This is a genomic window from Acinetobacter sp. ANC 4779 (assembly GCF_004331055.1).
Taxonomy (GTDB): Bacteria; Pseudomonadota; Gammaproteobacteria; order Pseudomonadales; family Moraxellaceae; genus Acinetobacter.
This window is the reverse complement of sequence record NZ_SJNU01000001.1, coordinates 373041-395174: the sequence shown is the minus strand read 5'-3', so window position 1 is coordinate 395174 and position 22134 is coordinate 373041. Positions and strand designations below refer to the sequence as shown.

The following is a 22134-nucleotide window of genomic DNA, read 5'->3' as shown; positions in this document are numbered from 1 at the left end:
ATCATTGAATTCGGTTTAAGGCAAGTTGGGTCAGGTTAATCAGTGCTTGGCGATATTCGCTATGCGGAAGCGCATCTAAAGCTTGCAGTGCAGATTCAGTTTCTTCTGTTGCACGTTGGCGGCAGTAATCAAGCGCGCCACAATTTTGTACAATGTCAATAACACGTTCTAATTGGGCTGTGCCACCGGTGGCAATGCTGCTGCGAACAATTTCATGTTCTTCATCGGTGGTTTTTTGCAGTGCAGAGATTAAGGGCAAAGTGGGTTTACCTTCCATTAAATCATCACCAATATTTTTACCTAATGTTTCAGCATCTGAGGTGTAGTCCAAAATATCGTCAATAATTTGAAAGGCATTACCAAAGTGACCGGCAAAAATTCGTAGCGGTTCACGGTATTGCGGTGTGCCGGCTAAAATGGCCGCACCTTCTGTCGCCAGTTCAAATAAACGTGAAGTTTTACCGTGAATAATATCAAGATAAGTCTGTTCTGAGGTTTCAGGCTGATGCTGTGCTTGTAATTGTAGCACTTCCCCTTCAGCAATTTCACAGGTTCCGGTCGAGAAATCTTTGAGCAAGGTCATATCGTTTAAATCGACCAACAAATCGAAAGCACGCGAAATCAGGAAGTCACCGACCAAAACTGCAGTTTGATTATTCCAGGTGGCATTGGCAGTTGGACGACCACGACGCAAGCCTGATTCATCGACCACATCATCATGGACCAGCGTTGCAGTGTGTAGCATTTCAATAATCGCCGCCAGTTTACGCTGACGTTCTATGTCGGTCGCACCGCAGGCTTTTGCCGCCAATAAGCACATAATCGGGCGCATACGTTTACCGCCTGCTTCCACTACGTGCTTACTTACTGCCATCACCAAGGCAACTTTCGAAGTAATCCCTTCATTAATAAACGTGTCCATCGCAGCAAAGTCTGAAGCAACAGGAGCGAGAATATCTTGCTTAAAGTCGATGGCCATGTGAAGAGAAACCTCTAAAAATTGAATTGCTTATTCTATAGTGTAACAACTATATCTGATGATATAGCTAAGATCTTAAGATAGTTGCTTAAATCCTGACTAGGCAAATGGTTTTAAGCGAGTGCCCGTTCTAATACTTCATCTCATCTGTGACTGAGCCGGTATTGCGTAGTCTATAGTAGCGGATTGATTTCAAAAATCTATTTCATTTTATAAAATGTAAAATTTCGACCTAAAAGTCATTTATTTTCGAGATTTAGATCGTTTATAAAATAAACATCCAATCCGCGCAAAAAAACCTTAAAATGGCTTGTTGTTTGATTTATTATCACTTACTATGTTTGCCCTAATATATACCCCAGTGGCGCTCGTATTAAGATCGGTATATTCCTTTATCGACACGACGACACGGGCATGTTTGGAGTACATTATGTACGCAGTAATCCAAAGCGGTGGTAAACAGCACCGTGTTATTGAGGGTGAAACCCTTAAAGTAGAATTGTTGAAAGCTGAAACTGGTACAACTATTACGTTTGATGACGTATTAATGCTTGTAAACGGCGAAAGCATTCAAATTGGTGCTCCAGTTGTTGCTGGTGCTACAGTAACTGCTGAAGTAGTTAGCCACGGTCGTCACGACAAAATCCGTATTGTTAAAATGCGTCGTCGTAAACATTACCGTAAACAACAAGGTCACCGTCAATGGTTTACCGAGTTGAAAATTACTGCTATTTCAGGCTAATTACGAGGATTATGAAACATGGCTACTAAAAAAGCTGGTGGATCGACACGTAACGGTCGTGACTCGAACCCTAAAATGTTAGGTGTTAAAATGTATGGCGGTCAATCTGTGACTGCTGGTAACATTATCGTTCGTCAACGTGGTACAGAATTCCATGCTGGTACAAACGTAGGTATGGGCCGTGACCATACTTTATTTGCTACCGCTGATGGCGTGATCAAATTCGAAGTGAAAGGCCAGTTCGGTCGTCGCTACGTATCTGTTGAAGCGTAAGCTTAAATAGAAAAAAACCCACATTTGATGTGGGTTTTTTTATGTCTGTAAATTGGTTGAAAATAATCAGCGTCTTCATAATGATGTAGAAAAAACGACATTGAACATTAATAACAATACAAAACTTCTTATTTTCTCAATTATTAGAAAGAAAAATTGGTTTAAGATGGCACATTGAAGAAATTGTAATACAGCAAATAAAAAGGTGATGAGATGAAAATGCTTCGTAAAACCCTATGTGCTATGACATTAGGTACAGCAACGCTTGCACCGATCATGAGTACTGCTGTTTTTGCTGCGCCTGTTGCAGCGTCGGAGCAGCAAGCAACCAACAACTTGGTCAAACAGTTAACTAATATCCGTAGTTTGTCAGCAAATTTTGAACAAACGACCAAAGCCACTTCGGGGAGTAAAGTAGCTCAGAAAAAAGGCTTAACCGGACAGCATATGAATCAGACCTTTAAAGGTGTAATGAAGGTTGCCCGTCCTGGTAAGTTTTTCTGGGAAACCACCAGTCCGTCAAAACAGACTATTGTGACTTCAGGTAAAACCGTCTGGATTTATGATCCTGACTTGCAACAAGCAGTTCGTCAAAGTCTGGATGATCAAGTTGCGAATACACCAGCTTTATTATTGTCGGGCAATACCAGCCAGATTATGCAATCTTACCGGGTGACACAGCCGGATAAAGGCAAGACTTATTACACCTTGCTGCCTAAGGACCGTGATGGTGCATTCCAAAGCTTGACCATTAGTTTTGGTGTCAACAAAGCACCAAGTTTAATGATTTTGGAAGATTCACTGGGTCAAACCACCTATGTTCGATTTAACAATGTGAAAGTGAATCCTTCAATTCCAGCATCCACCTTTAATTTTACACCGCCTAAAGGCACAGATATTATTGATCAGTAATCAATTAATTTATAATGAGTTAATTAAGTAATTATTATTTAAAAGCAGTCATCCGTGACTGCTTTTTTAGTTTATATTGCGCTAAAAATATAGCGATGCTTTTATAGACAAAATAAACTTATGCAAAAATAAATCTAAGCTGCAGAATCAATGTTCCAATTGCTCAGATATAAAGCTAATAAGCGCAGGGGAAAATAACCAAGATTAATGGTTCCTTAAAATAAACAAAAAATGAAAAATGAAAGCAGCAAAGAAAAAAGCTCAGGAGAATTTAAAAAGTGAAAAATAAAAATGTACTGACCCGAGCTGTGGATTATCCGCGTTTCACAGATTTAAAATCAAAATTTAATACTTATCGTCAAAAAGTCATGGGACTGGGGGTGACTTGGCTACAAAAACGATCTAGAGCTTCATCCAAAAATAAAACGGAAAATCCTTATCTTCATGGGATATTTGCTCCCGTAGGTGAAGTTGAAAAGAGGGAGTTCAATATTATGGGTGAAATTCCAAAGCAATTAACTGGGCTATTGTTAAGAATAGGGCCAAATCCGATTCATGTAGAAAATCAAGATGCCTATCACTGGTTTACAGGCGATGGAATGCTGCATGCTTTAAAAATTGAACAGGGTCAAGCAGTGTGGTTTAAAAGCCATTATATTGAAACGGATGCCGTGCAAAAGCAAAAGAACAAGCCTGTTAAAGCTGGATTTCGCCGTGGTCCTGGTGATGTGGTAAATACCAATGTTTTTTATCATGCCAATAAAATTTGGGCGAGTGTGGAAGCGGGTACTTTGCCAGCTCGCATAGATCTAGACCTGAACACAGAAGAACACTGTTTTTTTAATACCGATGCAGACCTGCCTTTTACTGCACATCCGCATAAAGACAATAAAACCGGCCATTTACATGCCATTTGCTATGATGCGCTGGATATTAAGCATGCCTATTATGAAGTCATTGATCAGCAAGGAATGTTGCTGCATTGGGCTAAAATTCCTGTGCAACATGGTCCCATGATTCATGATTGTGCCATTACCGAGCAGGATATTTTAATTTTTGATTTGCCGGTAACATTCTCTTTCAAGCAACTTATCAAAGGCAATCCCTTGCCTTATGCGTGGAATGAAAAGCATGCTGCACGCATTGGTATTTTGCCTAAATATGGTCGTGCAGATGAAGTACAGTGGATTTCTATAGAGCCCTGTTTTATTTTCCATGCTGCAAATGCTTATCGGAATGATCAACAGCAAATCATTCTGGATGTCGTGGTTCATCGCTACATGTTTAAAAAATCCCATCAAGGTCCATTTGAGCAGCAGAATACTCAATTGCAGCGCTGGACGATTGATCTAAAGCAAAATACTGTCGACCGACAGGTATTGGATGCACAGGCGCAAGAATTTCCGAGAATTGACGAGCGCTATACCAGTGAACAGTATCGTTATATTTATAGTATCAGTTTTGATCCTATGACAATAATCAAAGCCAATCACTTGATTTGTCACGACCTAGAAATGAATGAAAAAGCCACATATAAGTTTGGTGATCACTGGGTGACCGGAGAAGTCGTTTTTATTCCCGAGTCATCTAATGCGGCTGAGGGAGAGGGTTACTTGTTATCCTATGTTCATCATGTAAACAGAGAGGCTTCGAAAGTTGTTATTTTAAAAGCCCAAGGTTTAAATATTCAACCTCAAGCAGAAATTTTGCTTGCCGTACATGTGCCATTGGGCTTTCACGGAAATTGGGTCGATTTATCATAAAATTAGGGAATGTTTATTTTATTCATCACGATTAGATTAAATATTTTTAAAGATACAATTTAAAATTTCATTTAGTTACTGAGCTTTGTATAGTGAAGCCGCATGATAAAAGGCACTAGGTTGTTAAAATAAGATGAAAATACGCATGAATCAACAATGGCTCTGGGCTGTTTCTGTTTCTTTTGCTGCACTGGTGATGACCGGATGTCAGGAGCGAGCTGCCCCACAAGCTGAACAGGCAGTAACAACAAAGCAGGAAAAGGCAGAATCCATTGCATTAATTCAAGCCAAAGTTGTTCCTGTGAAACTGAGCAAACCTGAAGCTTGCGATGCAGATGGCTGTATGCAGTACGACATTCAGACGGTAAAGACCAATCTTAATTGGATTGACGATTATTTTATCGAGCGAATTAAAAAAGCCGATCCTATTGCTTTTTCAACCGCACCGAATCAAAAAATCAATACTGCTGAGGGTGCTAATCCTAATCTAAGTCAAAGTTCGACCTATGTACGTTTTATTGGGCAGCAATATGACCGCGCGACCTTTGCTATTCAGACTTACAATTATTCATCAGGTGCCGCACATGGCATGTATCACCAGGAATTTGTGAATTTTGATTTGAAAAACCAGAAACGTCTGGCGCTACAGGATATTGTGGTGAAGGGTGCAGAACAGCAAGTACTGGATGCGCTTTATGATTCAAACTCCCTTTGGCTGGATCAGCACAGTATAGAAAGAGAAAAGCTAAAATTAAGTGATAATTTTTACTATGGGGCGAATGGCATTGTATTTGTCTATCCTCTATATGAATTGGCTTCCTATGCGGAAGGGATGACCGAACTGACCTTGCCTTATGTTGCATTGACCAAATTGATCAAAGCAGAATATCTGCCAAGTTTGCCGCACTATTCGACCCCTTGATTTTTAGTTAATTCGGTTAAATTTGCTTTAATAAGGCGCAGCTGTAAGCTCGGTCACTGTCTTTTTTAGCGTTTAGCGCTTACACTATAGCCAGTTTTTTTCTTTGCAAAAGATTGGCTATGATCGACCCGAAATTAATCAGAAATAATATTGAGGCTGTAAATTTAGCCTTAGCAAAACGTGGCGTACAGCTGAATGTAGAAGAGTGGGCTTCACTAGAAGCGCGCCGTAAAGAGCTTCAATCGAAAACTGAAGCTTTACAGGCAGAGCGTAATTCGGGTGCTAAACAAGTTGGCCAAATTAAAAAATCTGGTGGCGATGCATCTGAAATCATGGCACGTATGACTGCTATTGGTGATGAAATTAAAGCAGCTGAAGTTGCGCTTGCTGAATTGCAAAATGAAATTGAAACCAAGTCTCTCAGCATTCCAAACATGCCGCACGAATCTGTACCTGAAGGTAAAGATGAAGACGATAACGTTGAAATTTTAAAATGGGGCACACCGCGTCAATTTGATTTTGAAATCAAAGATCATACTGACTTAGGTGAATGGATGGGCGGTTTGGAGTTTGAAACTGCAACCAAATTGACCGGTACGCGTTTCAGTGTTCTTAAAGGACCATTGGCGCGTTTACAACGTGCGCTTACCCAATTCATGCTCGATACCCATACCTTAAAAAATGGTTATACAGAAGCCTATGTCCCGTATTTGGTCAATGCAGAATCTTTACGTGGTACCGGTCAGTTGCCTAAATTTGAAGAAGATTTGTTCAAACTTCAAGGCGAAAAAGAACTTTATCTCATTCCGACTGCGGAAGTGCCGGTAACCAATTTCGTGCGTGATGAAATTGTCGATCCAGATCGTTTACCTTTGAAATATGCAGCGCATACCCCATGTTTCCGTAGCGAAGCCGGTTCGTATGGTCGTGATACCCGTGGTCTGATCCGTCAACACCAGTTCGACAAAGTTGAGATGGTACAGATTGTTAAACCTGAAGATTCTATGCAGGCTTTAGAACAGCTGACGGGTCATGCGGAAGGTATTTTGCAGTCGCTTGGTCTTCCATATCGTAAAATCATCCTGTGTGGTGGTGATATGGGCTTTGGCGCAATCAAGACTTATGATTTGGAAGTCTGGGTTCCAAGCCAAAATACTTATCGTGAAATTTCCAGCTGTTCATGCATGGGCGACTTTCAGGCACGCCGTATGAAAGCACGTTACCGTGCCGATCAAAAGAAAACCGAATTTGTGCATACCTTGAATGGTTCGGGTTTGGCCGTGGGTCGTACCTTGCTTGCGGTGATGGAAAATTATCAACGTGCAGACGGTTCTATTGAAGTTCCTGAAGTGCTTCGTCCATATATGGGTGGTGCAGAATTTATTGATTAATCTCCGGATTGATCAATAAATCTATAAATGGCACAGTTTTGTGCATGAAAATTGTTTAAGACAATCAGATTTAAAAATACTGAGGTAATTCGTGGATATCTTTCCAATCTCTTTAAAGTTGCAACAGCAACCTTGTCTGATTGTCGGTGGTGGACGTATTGCTTACCGCAAAGCGGTACTTTTGGCAAAAGCAGGTGCAGTCATTCACGTGATAGCACCTGAAATTGAAGCCAATCTTTTTGAGATTGTGAAAGCGTGCCACGGGCAATATGTCCAAGCGCCTTTTAGTCCAGATATTTCGTTACGTAATTACCGTTTGGTGATTGCCGCAACCAATGATAAAGCGACCAATATTCAAGTTTTTGAAGCCTGTGAAGCTGAAAAAATATTGGTAAATAGTGTAGATGATCCACCGCATTGCCGTTTTATGGTTCCCGCCATTATTGACCGTTCACCTTTAGTGGTTTCGATTGCTACCAATGGCACATCACCGGTTTTATCCCGTCAAATCCGTACCCAGTTAGAAGCAAGCATTCCATATGGCATGGGAAAACTGGCTGATTTTTCCGGGAAATGGCGTGCTGCCGTTAAAGCTAAAATTGAAAATCCAGATGAACGCCGTATTTTTTGGGAAGACTTGTATGCAAGTCCACTCAAGGAACAGGTATTTAATGGCAATATTGCAGAAGCGGATCGTTTAATTGAACAAACTTTAATGGAGTGGCAAACCCCAAAAGGTGAAGTTTATCTAGTGGGCGCAGGTCCGGGTGATCCGGAACTCTTGACCTTAAAAGCTTTACGCTTGATGCAACAAGCTGACGTGGTTATTTATGACCGTTTGGTATCGCCGCCGATTTTGGATTTGTGTCGCCGTGATGCAGAAAAAATCTATGTCGGCAAGGCCCGTTCCAATCATAGTGTTCCTCAAGATGGGATTAATGCTTTATTGGTGGAATATGCAGCGCAAGGTAAGCGCGTCTGCCGTTTAAAAGGCGGTGATCCCTTTATCTTTGGTCGTGGTGGTGAAGAGATTCAAGAACTCTTTGCTGCGGGTGTGGCTTTTCAGGTGGTGCCGGGAATTACCGCAGCATCGGGTTGTTCTGCTTATGCCGGTATTCCTTTAACGCATCGTGATTATGCGCAAAGTGTCCGCTTCCTGACTGGACATTTGAAAGAAGGTTCGCCCGAATTGCCATGGCATGAACTGGTTTATGAAAACCAGACCCTGGTGTTGTATATGGGCTTGGTCGGATTGGAAAAAATCTGTGCCCAACTGATTGCATATGGCCAGCGTTCTAATATGCCAGTAGCCCTTATTTCTAAAGGTACAACACCAGACCAGAAAGTGGTGGTGGGAACTTTGGCAGACATTGCATCAAAAGTGACAGAACATCAAATTAAGGCGCCCACCCTGACCATTATTGGTGAAGTGGTAAGTTTGCGCGAACAGTTACAGTGGCAAGGCTAATTCAAGCTTGTCATTTTATTTAAAGTAGAGAAATCCCGTGATCCATGTTGTATTGTATGAGCCAGAAATTCCTGCAAATACAGGGAATATTATTCGTTTATGTGCCAATACCGGTGCGCAACTTCATTTGGTAAAACCGCTTGGTTTTGAGCTGGATGATAAAAAGCTCAGACGTGCAGGTTTGGATTATCATGAATGGGCACATATGAAAGTTTGGGAAAACTTTGCAGAATGTGTTGCTCATTTAAAAGAGCAGGGCATTGAAAATGATGCAATTTATCCTTTAACCACCAAAGGTGTTGAAACTCCACATACTTCAAATTTAAACCGTCCGGTAGCATTGCTGATGGGGCCTGAAACACGGGGTTTGCCTGAAAATGTTCGCATGATGTTCCCGAAAGAACACTGGATTCGGTTGCCGATGGCAGAAAATTCGCGCAGTTTGAATTTATCCAATGCAACTGCTGTGATTCTTTATGAAGCATGGCGTCAGCAAGGCTTTCAAGAATTAAAATGATTTCTTCAAGTTTTATAAAAACCACTTTCGGGTGGTTTTTTTATGTAAGTTTCATTGAATTATCTTCAAAAAATGATCAATTTTAGTTATAAAAACTAAAACAGCGAAATAAGATAATTAAGATGTTGAACTTTATAAGAACCGTAAAATTTCAAAGTAGCTGGGGTGGTTTAATTAAGATTGTAGCACTTACTGCTTCTATATCTATTTTTGCTAATCCGACAGCAGAGCTTGTGTCTGAAAAAGTAGAGCCACTTACACAAGCAGAAATCCAACAAGGCTTAAAAGATATGCAGATACGTATGAACCAGCAGATTGAAGCTTGGGGGAAGACATTAAAAGCGGAAGATTTTGAACGAAGCTGGACTGGACGCAAGTTGAAAAAATCCAAGCGTCAGGAAGTGTGTGGAATTTATCAAAACATCATTAATGATATCTACCGGATGGCGGTTGAAAATAAGGCACGTTTAGCGGAGCAAGATCAAAAACTGTTGCAGGATCGAAATGCCTTTATTAAGCGTCTGGGGTATAAGGACAATATTGTAGATACCCAGATGGATTTTAACTGCCGGATTAAATAACAGCTCTAAATAAAAAAGACGCATTAAGCGTCTTTTTTATGGAGTGAATGAAGCTATTAATGAGAATCATCAAACTCGTTATGTTGGGGAGCCGGGTGTTTAAAACCTTTGGTTTTATAACCAAGATATAAAATACCGAACATTGCCCACCATAAGCCATATTTCAACGATGTTTCTTCAATTTCTAACCACAGTGCAAACACACTAATGAAACCCAGTAATGGCACAATCACAAAGTTTAAAATATCTTTAAAGTTTTTGGTGCGTCCATCACGCAGTGCATAACGTGAAATGACTGACAGGTTAACAAAGGTAAATGCAGTTAATGCACCGAAACTGATCAGTGAGATCACCGTATCAAGATTCATAAAGCCAGCAGTTAAAGCAACCGCACCGACAATTAAAATATTGTATGAAGGTGTCAGGCTTCTAGGACTGATATGGCCAAAGATTTTCTTGTTAATGACGCCATCACGACCCATGGCAAACATTAAGCGTGATACGCCAGCATGTGCTGAAATACCTGATGCCAACACCGTCACAATCGCAAAACCAAGCACATAGGATTGGAATAGTGAACCCCCCACCAACATTAAAATATCGGGCTGAGTCGCTGCAATATCCTCAAAATATGTTTTTGGATCGTTCGGGAAGTAAATTTGCATGAAGTAGGTGCTGACAATAAAAATCACACCGGCAATCAAAGCAGTCAAGAAAATGGCTTTAGGCAAAGTCTTTTCAGTATCTTTGGTTTCTTCAGCAAGTGAACTTAAGGAGTCAAAACCGGTGAATGAGAAGCACAGTAAAGTTGCACCAGTAATCAATGCACCGACTGAAGTCAGCTCGTTCCAGAATGGCTCAAGGCTCCATAGCTGATAGCGCTGTTCTACAGAGATTGGACCATCTGCATTAAATCCCGCTTGTAGCTTGGTGTACACCAAATAGGTAAATACACCAATTACCACCAACTGTACCAACACAATCAAGCTGTTGAAGTTCGCAACAAAGCGCGCACCCTTTAAGTTAACACCAGTCATGAATGCTGTGAGTACAACCACCCAAACCCAGTGGTTTACATCCGGGAAGAGCGCTTCAAGGTAAATCACCGCAAGAATGATGTTGACCATGGGCGATAGCAAGTAATCTAGCCAAGATGACCAGCCCACCATAAAGCCGACATTGGGATGAATCGATTTTTGGGCATAGGTATACGCCGAACCCGAAGAAGGGTAGCGACGAATCATATGGCCATAACTCAGGGATGTTAATAAAATTGCAACGAGTGCAAATATGTAGGATGTCGGTACGTGAAAATGACTTTCTTCCGATACTAGGCCGAAAGTGTCAAATAACGTCATGGGCTGTATATAAGCTAAACCGATAATAATGATGTGCCAGAGTCCCAGCGTTTTTTGCAGTTTAGCTGCCGATGGAGTCCCAGAGATATTTGTCAACGGCGTTATCCTCTTAATCGTTGATCAAGGATCAGTCATGTTTATAAGGATCGTTTGAGACGAACGATCCCCCCTATACGAATAAAACAAAAGTGCGCCAATCTACTCTAGTTTGGTATCTTTTGCCAGTATCTTTGTAAAATGTTAATGCAGAAAATATGCCATTCGATATAAATAATTAGCTTTATCTTTCCACAAAGGAAAAGCCCGATGCTTAAAAAAACATCAGGCTAATATTTTGCTATATTGGCTTATTTTTCAATATTTACCAAGCTTTTTTTAGAATCGCTTTTAAATCACTTAAGGTCGCTTCTTTAGGGTTATAAATAATAGAACCATCATTTAAAGCTTTTTCTGCCACTTCATCTAACTGTGCTTCAGATACCTTACCTGTTTCACGTAATGTACGTGGTAATTTGGTCAGGGTATTTAAGCGATCACGCATGGTGAGAATTGTTGCAATGGCCTTGTCTGCCCGTAAGTGCGCAGGGGTCTGGGCGTAAATATCTGCACCGGCTAAAGGAAGCAATAATTCCGCTATTTTGTCGCCATTCACTTCTTTATTGTATTCCAGTACATAAGGCAGGAACAGGTTCATGCATAAACCATGCGGTAGATGCGCCACAGCACCCAAGGCATGTCCTAATGAATGCACCAAGCCCACCATTGAGTTAGAGAAGGCGATACCTGCCATGGTAGAAGCTTGAGCCAATTCAAGGCGACCAAACTCATCTGTTGGATTGTTGAGTACATTGAACAAACTGTTGCTGACTTTCTTGATCGCAGCAGTGGCATAGGCATCACTAATCGGATTTGCAGCCATACAGGTATAAGCTTCAACTGCATGGGTCAATGCATCCATTGCAGTCATTGCAGTGAGGTGTGGTGGCAAGGTTTGGGTCATGCGCGGATCAAGAATGGCTGCATGGGGCATCAAATAATAAGATGCAAATGGCATTTTGACATTTTTTTCAAGGTCAGAAACTACAGCCACCATGGTCACTTCTGAACCGGTGCCCGAAGTCGTTGGAATAACGAAAAATGGTTTTAACGGTTTTGGAAGATTATGCGCACCTGAGAATTTTAGCAGGTCATCACCCCCTTCAGTCACCAAAATATTGGTGGCCTTAGACGTATCAATGACTGAGCCGCCACCCACCGCAATAATCGCATCACAGTTGTTGTCGCGATAGGCTTTTGCCGCATTACGAACGGTTTGTACGCTCGAATCGGGTGGTACATCATCAAAAATATAACCAATCACGGCATCGGTAGATTCAAATGCAGCTTCGATCGGTATTAGTAAATTATTTGCGCGTACGCCTTTATCGGTAATGATCAGTGGGCGTTTGGCACCCAAAGTCGCAAGTTCAAATGGAATGTGTTCTAACGCGGCATGACCTGCGATAACTTTTACTGGGCAGAAAAATTCGTAATAAGGTTTAGCCATGTTATGCACTCCGTTTAAAATATGATTGAGCTAGTTTCAAATAAATATTTGCAGCTCCGCTAAGTTTTTGTTTTAGGCTCAATTCCGTTGGATATTGTTTTACCGCAAGCTCGGCCAGGAGTTTAGGTAAAATCAGCGATTCCATTTTATTCAAGCAACGGACCAGACGAATGGCGTTTGACACATCACCATCGGCAATCATGCGGTCGTGCGCAAAGGCTTGTGCAGTACTTTCCTGAAAAGAAAAGACTAAAAAAGCATGGGTTAAATGCTTAAAAGTAATGGTTAAATCAGGCTTTATGTCTACAGATTTTAGTAATTTTAATTGATGGTCTTCCGTGACTTTCGCAATAAAAGCTGGGCCATTGGGAAATACTTTCATCGATAGAACAAAACCGACAGGGAAGTTTGCGACTTCCTGTTTTACTTCATCATCGACTTGACTCGCCATTACCAGACCTCTGCCAATCACATCCATCATGAGTTTGACATAGGTCAGTTGTAAAGCGGGCTTTACGGATTTGGTTGAAATCACTCGCGCATCCCTTATCTAAAAGTATTTTATTGATTTAGAGTAAATACTCTAATTTATTTTTATGTCAAAAGCAAAGTTATTGTTGCATGACTTGAATTTGATTAAAGTAACCGCTGTTGTTTAAAGTTTCAATGATGTCGACGCACAAGTTCTCGAATTTGGGATAGTTTGGAACCAAGTCCATGACACGGATCATTTCCAGTCCTGCATAACCGCATGGGTTAATTGTGTGGAAGCCGGACAGGTCGCAATCAATATTCAGTGCCAGCCCATGATAGCTGCGTCCTTTACGGATTTTAAAACCTAGAGAGCCAATTTTACGTTCCGCGACATATACGCCGGGTGCATCCGCTTTGGCGTAGGCTTCTATCCCGTATTTTTTGAGCAGTTCAATCATGAGGTTTTCGGCATAGGACACTAAGGTACGCACATTCCAGCCTAAACGGTTGAGGTCAAACATAAAGTAGGCAACCAACTGACCCGGGCCATGCCAGGTGACTTGTCCACCACGATCAGTTTGCACTACTGGAATGTTGCTGGGCATCAGAATATGTTCAGGTTTTCCGGCTTGACCTTGCGTTAAAACCTGATGATGCTGCAAAATCCACAGTTCATCGGGAGTGTTTTCATCCCGGCTCTCCGTCAGGTTTTTCATGTCCTGAAAACGATCGAGATAGGGAGTGAGCTGGTTAAATTGACGAATAATCAGGGTTGGTTTTAGAACAGCAGCAGTCACGTAAAGTGCGTCCTTAAAGAAGTTTAATATTGTGAATGATTATAATGAAATCATGCTGGGATAGGGGTAATCCCAGCATGATTTGCCATCTTTATTGAAAAGGAATTCCATGATTTTCTGTAGATATAAAAAAACACGCCTCGAAGCGTGTTTTTTTATTTGTCTTAAAGGGCTGTTTTAATCAATGGACATGCGGCTAAATCGGCATAAAGCGCATGAACTTGTTCAAGCTCTAAGAAAAGCAGTTGTGCAGTTAAAGAGTGATATTTACCTGTGCGAGATACTTGAATTTTAATACTCGTGCTATCAAAGTCAGGGAAGTGTTTCACTAAAATGTCTACAACAGCGATATGTAAATCATCACTTGCTTCACCAATTAGTTTGATTGGATAATCCATAGGGAAAACCCATAGATCTTCTTGAAGTTCGCGAGATGGCGTACGGTCTAACATGGTCATAGTGGACCCCTTTATATCAAACGCCTGCATGAATGCAGGCGTTATATGTCTTCTGAATACTAAATGGGGATACCTGAATCGTTTTCAAGTCCCCATCGGTATCATCAAGGATTAGTCATTTTCTAGGAATGAACGTAAGTGTTCAGAACGAGATGGATGACGTAATTTGCGTAATGCTTTGGCTTCAATCTGACGAATACGCTCACGTGTTACGTCAAACTGTTTGCCGACTTCTTCCAAAGTGTGGTCAGTTGGCATATCAATACCAAAACGCATTTTCAAGACTTTGGCTTCACGTTCGGTCAAGTTTTCAAGTACTTCACGAGTCGCTTCTTTTAGGCCTTCAGAAGTTGCGGCATCAATTGGAGATGTAATATTGCCATCTTCAATGAAGTCACCTAAATGCGAATCTTCATCATCACCAATCGGCGTTTCCATAGAAATCGGCTCTTTGGCAATTTTGAGTACTTTACGCACTTTAACTTCGTCCATTTCCAGACGTTCGCCCAATTCTTCAGGAGTCGGTTCACGGCCCATTTCCTGAAGAAGTTGACGTGATACACGGTTGATCTTGTTAATGGTTTCGATCATGTGTACTGGAATACGAATGGTACGTGCCTGATCGGCAATAGAACGGGTAATCGCCTGACGAATCCACCAAGTTGCATAAGTCGAGAATTTATAACCACGACGGTATTCAAACTTGTCTACGGCTTTCATCAAGCCAATGTTACCTTCTTGAATCAAGTCAAGGAATTGCAAACCACGGTTGGTGTATTTTTTCGCAATCGAAATTACCAGACGCAAGTTTGCTTCAACCATTTCTTTTTTCGCGCGACGTGCTTTGGCTTCACCAATCGACATGCGTTTAGAAATGTCTTTAATGCCTTTAACATCAAGACCCAGTTCTTTTTCAATGTCTGCAATCTTTTGTTGGAATGCAAGCACATCTGGACGTACTTTTTCTAAATAAGCTTTTTGATCAGCAGGCGCTTTGGCAATTTGTTCATCTAACCAGGCTGGATTTGACTCCTGACCCGGGAAAGACGTACGGAAGTGGTCGCGGTCCATACGACCACGACGTACTGCGTAACGCATAACTTCACGTTCAGAAGTACGAATTTGTTCATGCGTACCCCGAATCATTTCTGAAATGATGTCAAATAAACGTGGGGTAAATTTAAACATCATAAACACAGTTGCAAGTACTTGCTGTGCTTCTTCAGCCTGTTTGCTGCCACGACCATACTTTTCAATCGCGATTTTGGTTAATTTCCAGGCATCTTCCAATTCGGTGAAACGAATGCGGGCAATTTCTGGATCTGGACCTGACTCAACTTCAGAATCATCATCACTTTCAGCTTCTTCATCCTCGTCATCATCCAGTTTTACATCTTTGGTTGTTTTAGTTGCAGCTTCAGGTTCTGCAACAACAATTTCAGCTTCTTCTATAACTTCTGGAATTTCTTCATTAGATTCTGGGTCTAAATAACCAGATAAAATATCAGCAAGACGACGTTCGCCTTCGGCAACATCGCTATATTCTTTTAATACAACTTCAACCGCATTTGGCCAGTACGCAATAGAGTGAAGAACGTCACGAATACCTTCTTCAATACGTTTAGCAATGCTAATTTCGCCTTCACGGGTTAAAAGTTCAACCGTTCCCATTTCACGCATGTACATACGTACTGGATCCGTGGTACGACCAGGTTCGCTTTCAACTGAAGCAAGAACAGCTGCCGCTTCTTCTTCAGCGACTTCATCGGTTGCTTCTGCATTGTTACCGTCGAACATGGTGTCATCAGATTCAGGAGCACGTTCATGCACAGGAATACCAACGTCTTGAAGCATTTGAATAATGTCTTCAATCTGTTCGCTTTCAGTAATCGAGGCTGGGAGATGATCGTTAACTTCAGCGTAAGTTAAGTAACCTTGCTCTTTGCCTCGCTTAATCAGAGCCGCTACTTGCGAAGTAGGGGAAGTTATATCGCTCATCTTTGCTTACTCTTCATTGAATCTGTGGCGGTGAAAAACCGTGCATGATAGCACAATTCGCTTAAAATAGTTCTGAATTGATTGCTCAAGTCTCATTCGGAAAGATGACTTTGATTTAACAATTGTTTTCAATATTGGGTTGGAATTTTATTTTTCAAGTCTGTTTGCTGGAATGTATTCAAAATATAATGCGTTTCTGCATATGTCCTGAATAAAATTCTACATCTTTATGAATACACAATTTTAGGGTCAAAAAACAAGACTAAATTGAGTTTGTTATATAAAAAATTAAAAAAAACTTGACAATAATTCGGAACAAAGATAAATAGCGCCTAGACCCATTCACTTTTTTTCACCATGAGGTAGTTTTAGTGTCTTCTACAGATTTTGAACTAGATGATAGCTTCAGTGAGGATGACGTTAGCTTTGATGAAGCCTCAAGCAAAATTAGTGCTAAAGAGTCTTTGGAAAAACGTCGTCTGATTGATGACCTGCTCGCACAACGTCGTTTGGAGCGTGAACTGAAAGATTTTGATTATGATCTGGATGATGACGACGACTTTGACGATGAAGAAGACTAAATTGTGATTTAGCATAGCCGGCTAAAATGCTATGCTATCCGCAGTTATTTTACTGAACTTGGATTTTAAATGAGTGCTTTAGATTTAGACCTATTGAGCGAATATCTAGATGGTGACCAAAATGAGCATGGTCTAGATTTTGCGGCCACTCATGGTTTTTTATGTGCAACTGCTGTTGGACCAACTTTTGATAAGTGGCTCGATGAACTTTTCGATAACAATCAAAAGAAAGTTCCTGCTGAAATGATTGCCCAGGTAAAAGCATGGTTAGAAGCAATTCGTCAAAACTTGGCCAATGAAGAAGGGATTACATTCCCATTTGAAATTGAAGAAGCAGATACTGAATCAAGCTTGGGTGACTGGAGCGTTGGTTTCGTCGATGCCATGTTCTTAAATGAAGATGCTTGGTTCACACCTGAACATGAAGAACAGGTGGTCGATTTAACTTTACCAATGATGGTATTCAGCGGTGTGGATGACGAAGATCCGCAAATGGAATCTTTCCGTCGCAATGGTCAGCTTATGGACGAAATTGCTGAAGAAATTCCAGAAAACTTAAATGAAATTTATTTGATGTATCACACACCAAAATAATTCAGAGAAGTTTTAAAAAAGCACCTTTTGAGGTGCTTTTTTATGGGCATTTTTTTTATTTATGCTGAGAGGAATTCATCAGCAAAATTTATTTAAGCTATATCGGGCATAACCATGATAGGCGATATGAAAGATCAGTCCATGTAAAGCAATGGCAATCGCGACCAGAAATGAATTGCCGGCTCTACCAGCATAGCCTATGGTAATCAGAATTTCTTCAGCACGCGGATGTAGAAATATCAGCAGAAATATCAAGATAAAGCCCATGCTCATGGCGATGACCGTTGATCCCCAAACCAGTTTGTTTTTTTCGTTGTTGTTGGGTAAGCGCTGTTCTTTTTTAACAAAATGTCTGGCACTTAGAAAAGCACAAGCGATCAGAGCGGGTAGCAAGGTAATGGCACCGAGCTTCAGAGCATATATCAATATACTGACCAAAAGGATCAAGGCAATACTATAAACGATTGCAAAATATTTAAGATAATGCGACATCGTCTTAGGCTCCTGACAAGAGTCTGTGATCAGGATGAATGATTTTTACGCTGATGTCTACGGTATAGAATCCAGATAATAATGGCGGTTACGAGGATAATAATAAAATGGCTGATTTGGCTAAAAATACTCTGCATCAAGGCTTGGTTTTCGCCAAAATAAAAACCCACACAAGCCAAAAATGTAGTCCAGATAATCGTACCTAAACTACTGTAGAACATGAATTTCCAGAAGGACATGTGACTCATACCCGCAGGGATGCTAATTAACGAACGAACAGCTGGAATCATACGACCAAAAAACACAATACGATCTCCATATTGCTCAAACCAGTCGAGTGATTTTTTGACATCAAGGGATTTTATAAAAATATATTTGCCGTAGCGATCTACAAAACGAAAAATACTGTCGTGCTTAAACTTATAACCCACCCAATACAGTATAGCGGCAGCGATGAGAGAGCCTATACAACCTGCAATAATCACACCCACTAAAAAGAGTTGACCTTGTGATGCAGAATAGCCAGCGGATGGCATAATGAATTCAGAGGGAATGGGCGGAAAAATATTGTCGAGAAACATGAGTAGGGCAATACCGAAGTAGCCCAATTGTTCCATAATGGAAATAATCCATTCAGTCAGATTCATAAGTTTATAAAAATAATAATATCTGAACTATCCTAAAGTTTATTGATTGCAGGGTAAAGTATAGCCAAGTAATCAAAGTTGCTTATTCTTGGCTATATACCAGTGTGTGAATGTAGACCTTTCTTAAACTATACGACAATGCAAAAGGAATCACACTGAGCATTGCATATTCCAGGAGATTGGGTTTTAAGTGGTATGCAATAAATATAGATAAAATAGTGCCAATGACAGCGCCTAAGATCACAATAAAAAGATGTGATTCTTGTTCTAAAACTCTTTTTATTTCTTCTGGTTTTTGATGGTTTTTTTCACGAATGATGTGAAAACGTCGCGTATAGTTGGCTGAACGGCAAATTGATCTTGGCATAATTTAATTCCTTTTCACGTTATAAATGAATAAGTTAACTATTTATTGTGTTTTAAGTTTCAGATTATCAAATATTTAGTGACTTAATAAGCATTAATGGTGAAAATTAGTGATGTTTTCTTATCTATTGTTTATTTTAGGTAAATAAAAAACCCTCAAATGAGGGCTTTTTATATAACTTTACAAATCAGAGATTACAGACGTTTGCGTTTAGCTGCTGCAATTTGAGACTGTCGCATACGGAAACCGGCTTTCTGCTGTTCTGTGGTTTTTTCGATGCAGTATTTGCACGATACCCCATGTTCGTAACTTGGAAGTTCAGCTTCTGCAGGGAGTAAAGGCCAACCGCAAGCATGACATTTAGTGTTCTGACCTTCTTCTACGCCATGGGTAACCGCAGTACGACCATCAAATACGAAACATTCACCTTCCCACATACTTTCTTCAACAGGCGTTTCTTCCAGGTATTTTAAAATACCGCCTTTCAGGTGATACACCTCATTAAAGCCTTCTTGAAGCAATAACGATGTCGATTTTTCACAACGAATTCCACCGGTACAGAACATCGCAATTTTCTTGTCTTTATGCTGTGCAAGGTTTTGTTTTACATAGTCTGGAAATTCACGGAAAGTTTCTGTTTTAGGGTCAACCGCACCTTTAAATGTACCGGCTTTATATTCGTAGTCATTACGTGTATCGACCAGTATTACGTCATCACGTGCAATCAGTTCATTCCATTGTTTAGGATCAAGATAATGACCTACAAGATCACGGGGTTTAACTTCCACACCTAAGGTTACAATCTCTTTTTTAAGCTTGATTTTCATTTTACGGAAAGGTTTTTCATCGCTATGAGACTCTTTGTACTCCATAGCGTTAAAGCCTTCATTCAGAAGAAAGGCATGAATTTGGTCAATCGCTTCACGATTGCCAGCCACAGTACCGTTAATCCCTTCACCGGCTACAATTAGAGTTCCACACAAGTTAATGCTGTTGACTAAGTCTAAAAGACGTTGCTGAAGATCGGTTGGATCTTGAACTTCTTTAAATTGATATAGTGCTGCAACAACCCAACTTGTGGTCGCTTGCTGTTCTACAGGTGCAAGCTGTTCTACAGTAGCGTTCATGGAATACTCCAAATGTATTATGATAGGACAAAATTCAAGGCGCGTATTTTAACGTGAATTGTATGAATAAGCGAGAAAACCATAACTAAAATATGGTTATTAAGCGAAAGATGCAGATATAGGCTGTTATTGATCAAATCGATCTGGATTAAATGAATTTGATAAATAATTTTATTGATTTCTAAAGTGTGTAGGAGTGTGTTTTGAGTACTGACCGGCGAATTACTTCTTTGACCCCATGTGCAGGGCGTTGTTCTACGGTATTTGGCGATTCAGTATGCCGTGGCTGTCGTCGCTTTAACCATGAAGTGATTCAGTGGAATACTTACACGCCTGAACAGCACACTGCGGTGTGGAAGCGTCTGGATGCGCAGCTGGATCAACTTTTAGTACCCATGTTGCCACATGCCGATTTGCGTCATGTGGAAGGCTTTGTTCTCTCTAAACGGGTACGTTTACGTGATGATGCATCCAAGGGACGCAAGCTTTATCATGCACTTAAAATTTGTGAGAAGAATAAAAATTTAGCTGAAGAAAGCGGTTTGGGGATTCACGATAAACAGGTAAAACCATTGTGGCAGGAATTTGAACGTCGGGTACTGGCTTTGGCTACAGCAAGTTATGATTTTGCTTTTTTACGTGCCGATGGGATTAGCCATAATTTATTACAGATGATGCAAGAAGATTAAACCCATTATTTTTATTTAAAATTTTAAAAAATTAAATTTGATTATTCAAGAGTGGAAAATGTGAATATCGTAGAATACCTGTTGTATTGCATGGCTGTCATTCTCATGATTGCGATACCTGGACCCGTCATGCTGTTGGTTGCAAGTGCAGGACTCAAAGGCGGTTATCGCAAAGCCCTGCAAACAATATTTGGAACCAATTTTGCATCACTCATTTTAATTATAATTTCCATTTTGATGCTCAAAGGCTTACTGGATATTAATAAACTGTGGTTTAACAGTATTAAAATTCTAGGCTGTTTCTATATTGCCTATTTGGGCCTTCAAATTTTAAAGGAAGTTTGTTTCTCAAAAGTAGATGAAGATGAGTCAGCGTCACCATTTAAATCTCAGTCAATGAATGGTGGTTTTAAACAGGGATTCTGGGTCGGTATTTCCAATCCTAAAGATATTATTTTCTTTGCTTCATTTTTCCCACAGTTTATACACATCACACCTTATTTGGATATTAGTCTTGGGATTCTGACTTTGAGCTGGATTATTTTAGACTTTGCCACGTTATCTGTCGTTTATTTGAGCTTTAATCGTTTATCTAAATCTAAAATTTACAGTAAATTGTTAGTAGTTAGTGGTGCATTTCTAATCTTAATTGCTATATATGGTTTGTATTCCATATTGTTGTAAATATTCTGAATAATAAAAAGCCCCTAAAGTGGGGGCTTTTTATTATTTAATCTTAAAGATTATGTGCTAAACGATACTGCACAATTTCTTCAATGGTAATCACGGTTAGATAATGAGTTTGTGCATACGACAGAACTTGAATGCCCGACGCCATCGTGCCATCAGGGTTGGTCAATTCACACAAAACACCAGCTGGTTTTAGACCGGCTAAACGTGCTAAATCAATGGTGCCTTCAGTATGCCCACGACGGGTTAACACACCACCATTACGGGCGCGTAAAGGGAAAACATGACCTGGACGATTCAGGTCGCTGGCTACAGCACCATCCTTGATTGCAGCTTTAATTGTGGTGGTACGGTCTTTTGCCGAAACACCTGTAGTTACGCCTTGTGCCGCTTCAATCGTTACGGTAAATGCAGTTTTAAACTGGCTGGAGTTATCCGCCACCATTGGTGGAAGTTGCAAATGATTGGCCAGTTCATCCGTTAAGCATAAGCAGACAATACCTGAACCATCACGAATCATCCGTGCCATGGTTTCAACGTTTAGTGTCTCTGCAGCAACAATGAGATCAGCTTCATTTTCACGGTCAAAGTCATCCATCACCAAAACTGGTTTGCCTTGGCGGATATCTTCTAATGCTTTTTCAATACGTTGCTCAGCTGGAGGAAGGGCTGAAAAGAAAATTTCGGGTTGAATTAAACTAGACATTGAAACGCTCTCGTAAAATAAAAATACGGTTGAACATTTCAGGACTGATGCAGAAATGGGGT

The 22134-nt window shown here is 40.5% G+C and carries 25 protein-coding genes; 13 read left to right on the top strand and 12 right to left on the bottom strand.

Features of this window, described 5'->3' with window-relative positions:
- Nucleotide 1: 1 nt before the first annotated feature.
- Nucleotides 2-979 carry an All-trans-nonaprenyl-diphosphate synthase gene (gene sdsA / locus E0H80_RS01945; protein WP_131362619.1) on the bottom strand — a complete coding sequence of 326 codons (978 nt, stop codon included), beginning with the start codon at nt 977-979 and terminating at the stop codon, nt 2-4.
- A gap of 430 nt (nt 980-1409) precedes the next feature.
- On the opposite strand from sdsA, the gene rplU reads away from it, so the two are divergent.
- The 9 genes from rplU to E0H80_RS01900 all read left to right on the top strand — a co-directional run bounded on the left by rplU (nt 1410) and on the right by E0H80_RS01900 (nt 9548).
- The gene (rplU, locus tag E0H80_RS01940; protein ID WP_067723976.1) at nt 1410-1721 is read left to right on the top strand and encodes a 50S ribosomal protein L21; all 312 of its coding nucleotides are present in this window, start codon (nt 1410-1412) and stop codon (nt 1719-1721) included.
- Between the two features lie 18 nt (nt 1722-1739).
- Nucleotides 1740-1994 (top strand): 50S ribosomal protein L27, encoded by a 255-nt coding sequence (rpmA, locus tag E0H80_RS01935; protein ID WP_067723977.1) that lies wholly within the window; start codon nt 1740-1742, stop codon nt 1992-1994.
- A 213-nt stretch (nt 1995-2207) separates the two neighbouring features.
- Nucleotides 2208-2906 (top strand): outer membrane lipoprotein chaperone LolA, encoded by a 699-nt coding sequence (lolA, locus tag E0H80_RS01930; RefSeq protein ID WP_131362617.1) that lies wholly within the window; start codon nt 2208-2210, stop codon nt 2904-2906.
- A 278-nt stretch (nt 2907-3184) separates the two neighbouring features.
- Nucleotides 3185-4669, top strand: a complete 1485-nt coding sequence (locus tag E0H80_RS01925; protein ID WP_228259932.1) for a carotenoid oxygenase family protein — start codon at nt 3185-3187, stop codon at nt 4667-4669.
- A gap of 145 nt (nt 4670-4814) precedes the next feature.
- On the top strand, nt 4815-5591 hold the full coding sequence (locus tag E0H80_RS01920) for an RsiV family protein (RefSeq protein WP_131362615.1): 777 nt from the start codon (nt 4815-4817) through the stop codon (nt 5589-5591).
- Nucleotides 5592-5710: 119 nt separating this feature from the next.
- Nucleotides 5711-6982, top strand: a complete 1272-nt coding sequence (gene serS, locus E0H80_RS01915; RefSeq protein WP_131362613.1) for a serine--tRNA ligase — start codon at nt 5711-5713, stop codon at nt 6980-6982.
- A 91-nt stretch (nt 6983-7073) separates the two neighbouring features.
- Nucleotides 7074-8450 carry a siroheme synthase CysG gene (gene cysG, locus E0H80_RS01910; RefSeq protein ID WP_131362611.1) on the top strand — a complete coding sequence of 459 codons (1377 nt, stop codon included), beginning with the start codon at nt 7074-7076 and terminating at the stop codon, nt 8448-8450.
- 37 nt (nt 8451-8487) lie between these two features.
- A complete protein-coding gene (locus tag E0H80_RS01905; protein ID WP_131362609.1) occupies nt 8488-8967 on the top strand; it encodes a tRNA (cytidine(34)-2'-O)-methyltransferase in 480 nt (159 codons plus the stop codon).
- 122 nt (nt 8968-9089) lie between these two features.
- Nucleotides 9090-9548 carry a hypothetical protein gene (locus tag E0H80_RS01900; RefSeq protein ID WP_228259931.1) on the top strand — a complete coding sequence of 153 codons (459 nt, stop codon included), beginning with the start codon at nt 9090-9092 and terminating at the stop codon, nt 9546-9548.
- A 56-nt stretch (nt 9549-9604) separates the two neighbouring features.
- On the opposite strand, the gene E0H80_RS01895 is transcribed toward E0H80_RS01900, so the two are convergent.
- The 6 genes from E0H80_RS01895 to rpoD all read right to left on the bottom strand — a co-directional run bounded on the left by E0H80_RS01895 (nt 9605) and on the right by rpoD (nt 16179).
- Nucleotides 9605-11002, bottom strand: coding sequence for an APC family permease (locus E0H80_RS01895; protein WP_131362607.1), 1398 nt, complete (start codon nt 11000-11002; stop codon nt 9605-9607).
- Between the two features lie 265 nt (nt 11003-11267).
- Nucleotides 11268-12452, bottom strand: a complete 1185-nt coding sequence (locus tag E0H80_RS01885) for an iron-containing alcohol dehydrogenase (RefSeq protein WP_067863166.1) — start codon at nt 12450-12452, stop codon at nt 11268-11270.
- 1 nt (nt 12453) lies between these two features.
- Nucleotides 12454-12987, bottom strand: a complete 534-nt coding sequence (locus E0H80_RS01880) for a hypothetical protein (RefSeq protein WP_067863169.1) — start codon at nt 12985-12987, stop codon at nt 12454-12456.
- Between the two features lie 76 nt (nt 12988-13063).
- Entirely contained in the window at nt 13064-13723 is a 660-nt protein-coding gene (gene lipB, locus E0H80_RS01875; protein WP_131362605.1) for a lipoyl(octanoyl) transferase LipB, read from the bottom strand.
- A 164-nt stretch (nt 13724-13887) separates the two neighbouring features.
- Nucleotides 13888-14175 carry a YbeD family protein gene (locus tag E0H80_RS01870; RefSeq protein ID WP_131362986.1) on the bottom strand — a complete coding sequence of 96 codons (288 nt, stop codon included), beginning with the start codon at nt 14173-14175 and terminating at the stop codon, nt 13888-13890.
- 117 nt (nt 14176-14292) lie between these two features.
- Nucleotides 14293-16179, bottom strand: a complete 1887-nt coding sequence (gene rpoD, locus E0H80_RS01865; RefSeq protein WP_131362603.1) for an RNA polymerase sigma factor RpoD — start codon at nt 16177-16179, stop codon at nt 14293-14295.
- A gap of 371 nt (nt 16180-16550) precedes the next feature.
- Here rpoD and E0H80_RS01860 point away from each other — a divergent pair, with 371 nt between their 5' ends.
- Together E0H80_RS01860 and E0H80_RS01855 are read left to right on the top strand one after the other, a co-directional pair.
- On the top strand, nt 16551-16760 hold the full coding sequence (locus E0H80_RS01860) for a PA3496 family putative envelope integrity protein (protein WP_067863182.1): 210 nt from the start codon (nt 16551-16553) through the stop codon (nt 16758-16760).
- A gap of 69 nt (nt 16761-16829) precedes the next feature.
- Nucleotides 16830-17354, top strand: coding sequence for a YecA family protein (locus E0H80_RS01855; RefSeq protein ID WP_067863184.1), 525 nt, complete (start codon nt 16830-16832; stop codon nt 17352-17354).
- Between the two features lie 78 nt (nt 17355-17432).
- On the opposite strand, the gene E0H80_RS01850 is transcribed toward E0H80_RS01855, so the two are convergent.
- From E0H80_RS01850 to E0H80_RS01835, 4 genes are all read right to left on the bottom strand, one after another.
- Nucleotides 17433-17846, bottom strand: a complete 414-nt coding sequence (locus E0H80_RS01850) for an ABZJ_00895 family protein (protein ID WP_131362601.1) — start codon at nt 17844-17846, stop codon at nt 17433-17435.
- 29 nt (nt 17847-17875) lie between these two features.
- The gene (locus E0H80_RS01845; protein WP_131362599.1) at nt 17876-18493 is read right to left on the bottom strand and encodes a DedA family protein; all 618 of its coding nucleotides are present in this window, start codon (nt 18491-18493) and stop codon (nt 17876-17878) included.
- 82 nt (nt 18494-18575) lie between these two features.
- Nucleotides 18576-18860 (bottom strand): FUSC family protein, encoded by a 285-nt coding sequence (locus tag E0H80_RS01840; RefSeq protein WP_131362597.1) that lies wholly within the window; start codon nt 18858-18860, stop codon nt 18576-18578.
- Between the two features lie 194 nt (nt 18861-19054).
- Nucleotides 19055-19987, bottom strand: coding sequence for a rhodanese-related sulfurtransferase (locus E0H80_RS01835; protein ID WP_131362595.1), 933 nt, complete (start codon nt 19985-19987; stop codon nt 19055-19057).
- A gap of 203 nt (nt 19988-20190) precedes the next feature.
- Here E0H80_RS01835 and E0H80_RS01830 point away from each other — a divergent pair, with 203 nt between their 5' ends.
- Nucleotides 20191-20676 carry a DUF1289 domain-containing protein gene (locus E0H80_RS01830; RefSeq protein WP_131362593.1) on the top strand — a complete coding sequence of 162 codons (486 nt, stop codon included), beginning with the start codon at nt 20191-20193 and terminating at the stop codon, nt 20674-20676.
- Nucleotides 20677-20736: 60 nt separating this feature from the next.
- Nucleotides 20737-21360: a LysE family translocator gene (locus E0H80_RS01825; RefSeq protein WP_131362591.1), complete on the top strand. Its 624-nt coding sequence runs from the start codon at nt 20737-20739 to the stop codon at nt 21358-21360.
- A gap of 52 nt (nt 21361-21412) precedes the next feature.
- Here the strand turns inward: E0H80_RS01825 and ribB are convergent, their stop codons facing one another.
- The gene (gene ribB / locus E0H80_RS01820; RefSeq protein ID WP_131362589.1) at nt 21413-22072 is read right to left on the bottom strand and encodes a 3,4-dihydroxy-2-butanone-4-phosphate synthase; all 660 of its coding nucleotides are present in this window, start codon (nt 22070-22072) and stop codon (nt 21413-21415) included.
- Between the last annotated feature and the right edge of the window lie 62 nt (nt 22073-22134).

Coding starts and splice junctions, on each gene's coding strand:
- E0H80_RS01920 (WP_131362615.1), top strand. CDS start 4,815: ATGAATCAACAATGGCTCTGGGCTGTTTCTGTTTCTTTTGCTGCACTG.
- rplU (WP_067723976.1), top strand. CDS start 1,410: ATGTACGCAGTAATCCAAAGCGGTGGTAAACAGCACCGTGTTATTGAG.
- E0H80_RS01840 (WP_131362597.1), bottom strand. CDS start 18,860: ATGCCAAGATCAATTTGCCGTTCAGCCAACTATACGCGACGTTTTCAC.
- ribB (WP_131362589.1), bottom strand. CDS start 22,072: ATGTCTAGTTTAATTCAACCCGAAATTTTCTTTTCAGCCCTTCCTCCA.
- E0H80_RS01855 (WP_067863184.1), top strand. CDS start 16,830: ATGAGTGCTTTAGATTTAGACCTATTGAGCGAATATCTAGATGGTGAC.
- E0H80_RS01845 (WP_131362599.1), bottom strand. CDS start 18,493: ATGAATCTGACTGAATGGATTATTTCCATTATGGAACAATTGGGCTAC.
- rpoD (WP_131362603.1), bottom strand. CDS start 16,179: ATGAGCGATATAACTTCCCCTACTTCGCAAGTAGCGGCTCTGATTAAG.
- sdsA (WP_131362619.1), bottom strand. CDS start 979: ATGGCCATCGACTTTAAGCAAGATATTCTCGCTCCTGTTGCTTCAGAC.
- E0H80_RS01870 (WP_131362986.1), bottom strand. CDS start 14,175: ATGTTAGACCGTACGCCATCTCGCGAACTTCAAGAAGATCTATGGGTT.
- E0H80_RS01885 (WP_067863166.1), bottom strand. CDS start 12,452: ATGGCTAAACCTTATTACGAATTTTTCTGCCCAGTAAAAGTTATCGCA.
- E0H80_RS01835 (WP_131362595.1), bottom strand. CDS start 19,987: ATGAACGCTACTGTAGAACAGCTTGCACCTGTAGAACAGCAAGCGACC.
- E0H80_RS01900 (WP_228259931.1), top strand. CDS start 9,090: ATGTTGAACTTTATAAGAACCGTAAAATTTCAAAGTAGCTGGGGTGGT.
- E0H80_RS01850 (WP_131362601.1), bottom strand. CDS start 17,846: ATGTCGCATTATCTTAAATATTTTGCAATCGTTTATAGTATTGCCTTG.
- rpmA (WP_067723977.1), top strand. CDS start 1,740: ATGGCTACTAAAAAAGCTGGTGGATCGACACGTAACGGTCGTGACTCG.
- lolA (WP_131362617.1), top strand. CDS start 2,208: ATGAAAATGCTTCGTAAAACCCTATGTGCTATGACATTAGGTACAGCA.
- serS (WP_131362613.1), top strand. CDS start 5,711: ATGATCGACCCGAAATTAATCAGAAATAATATTGAGGCTGTAAATTTA.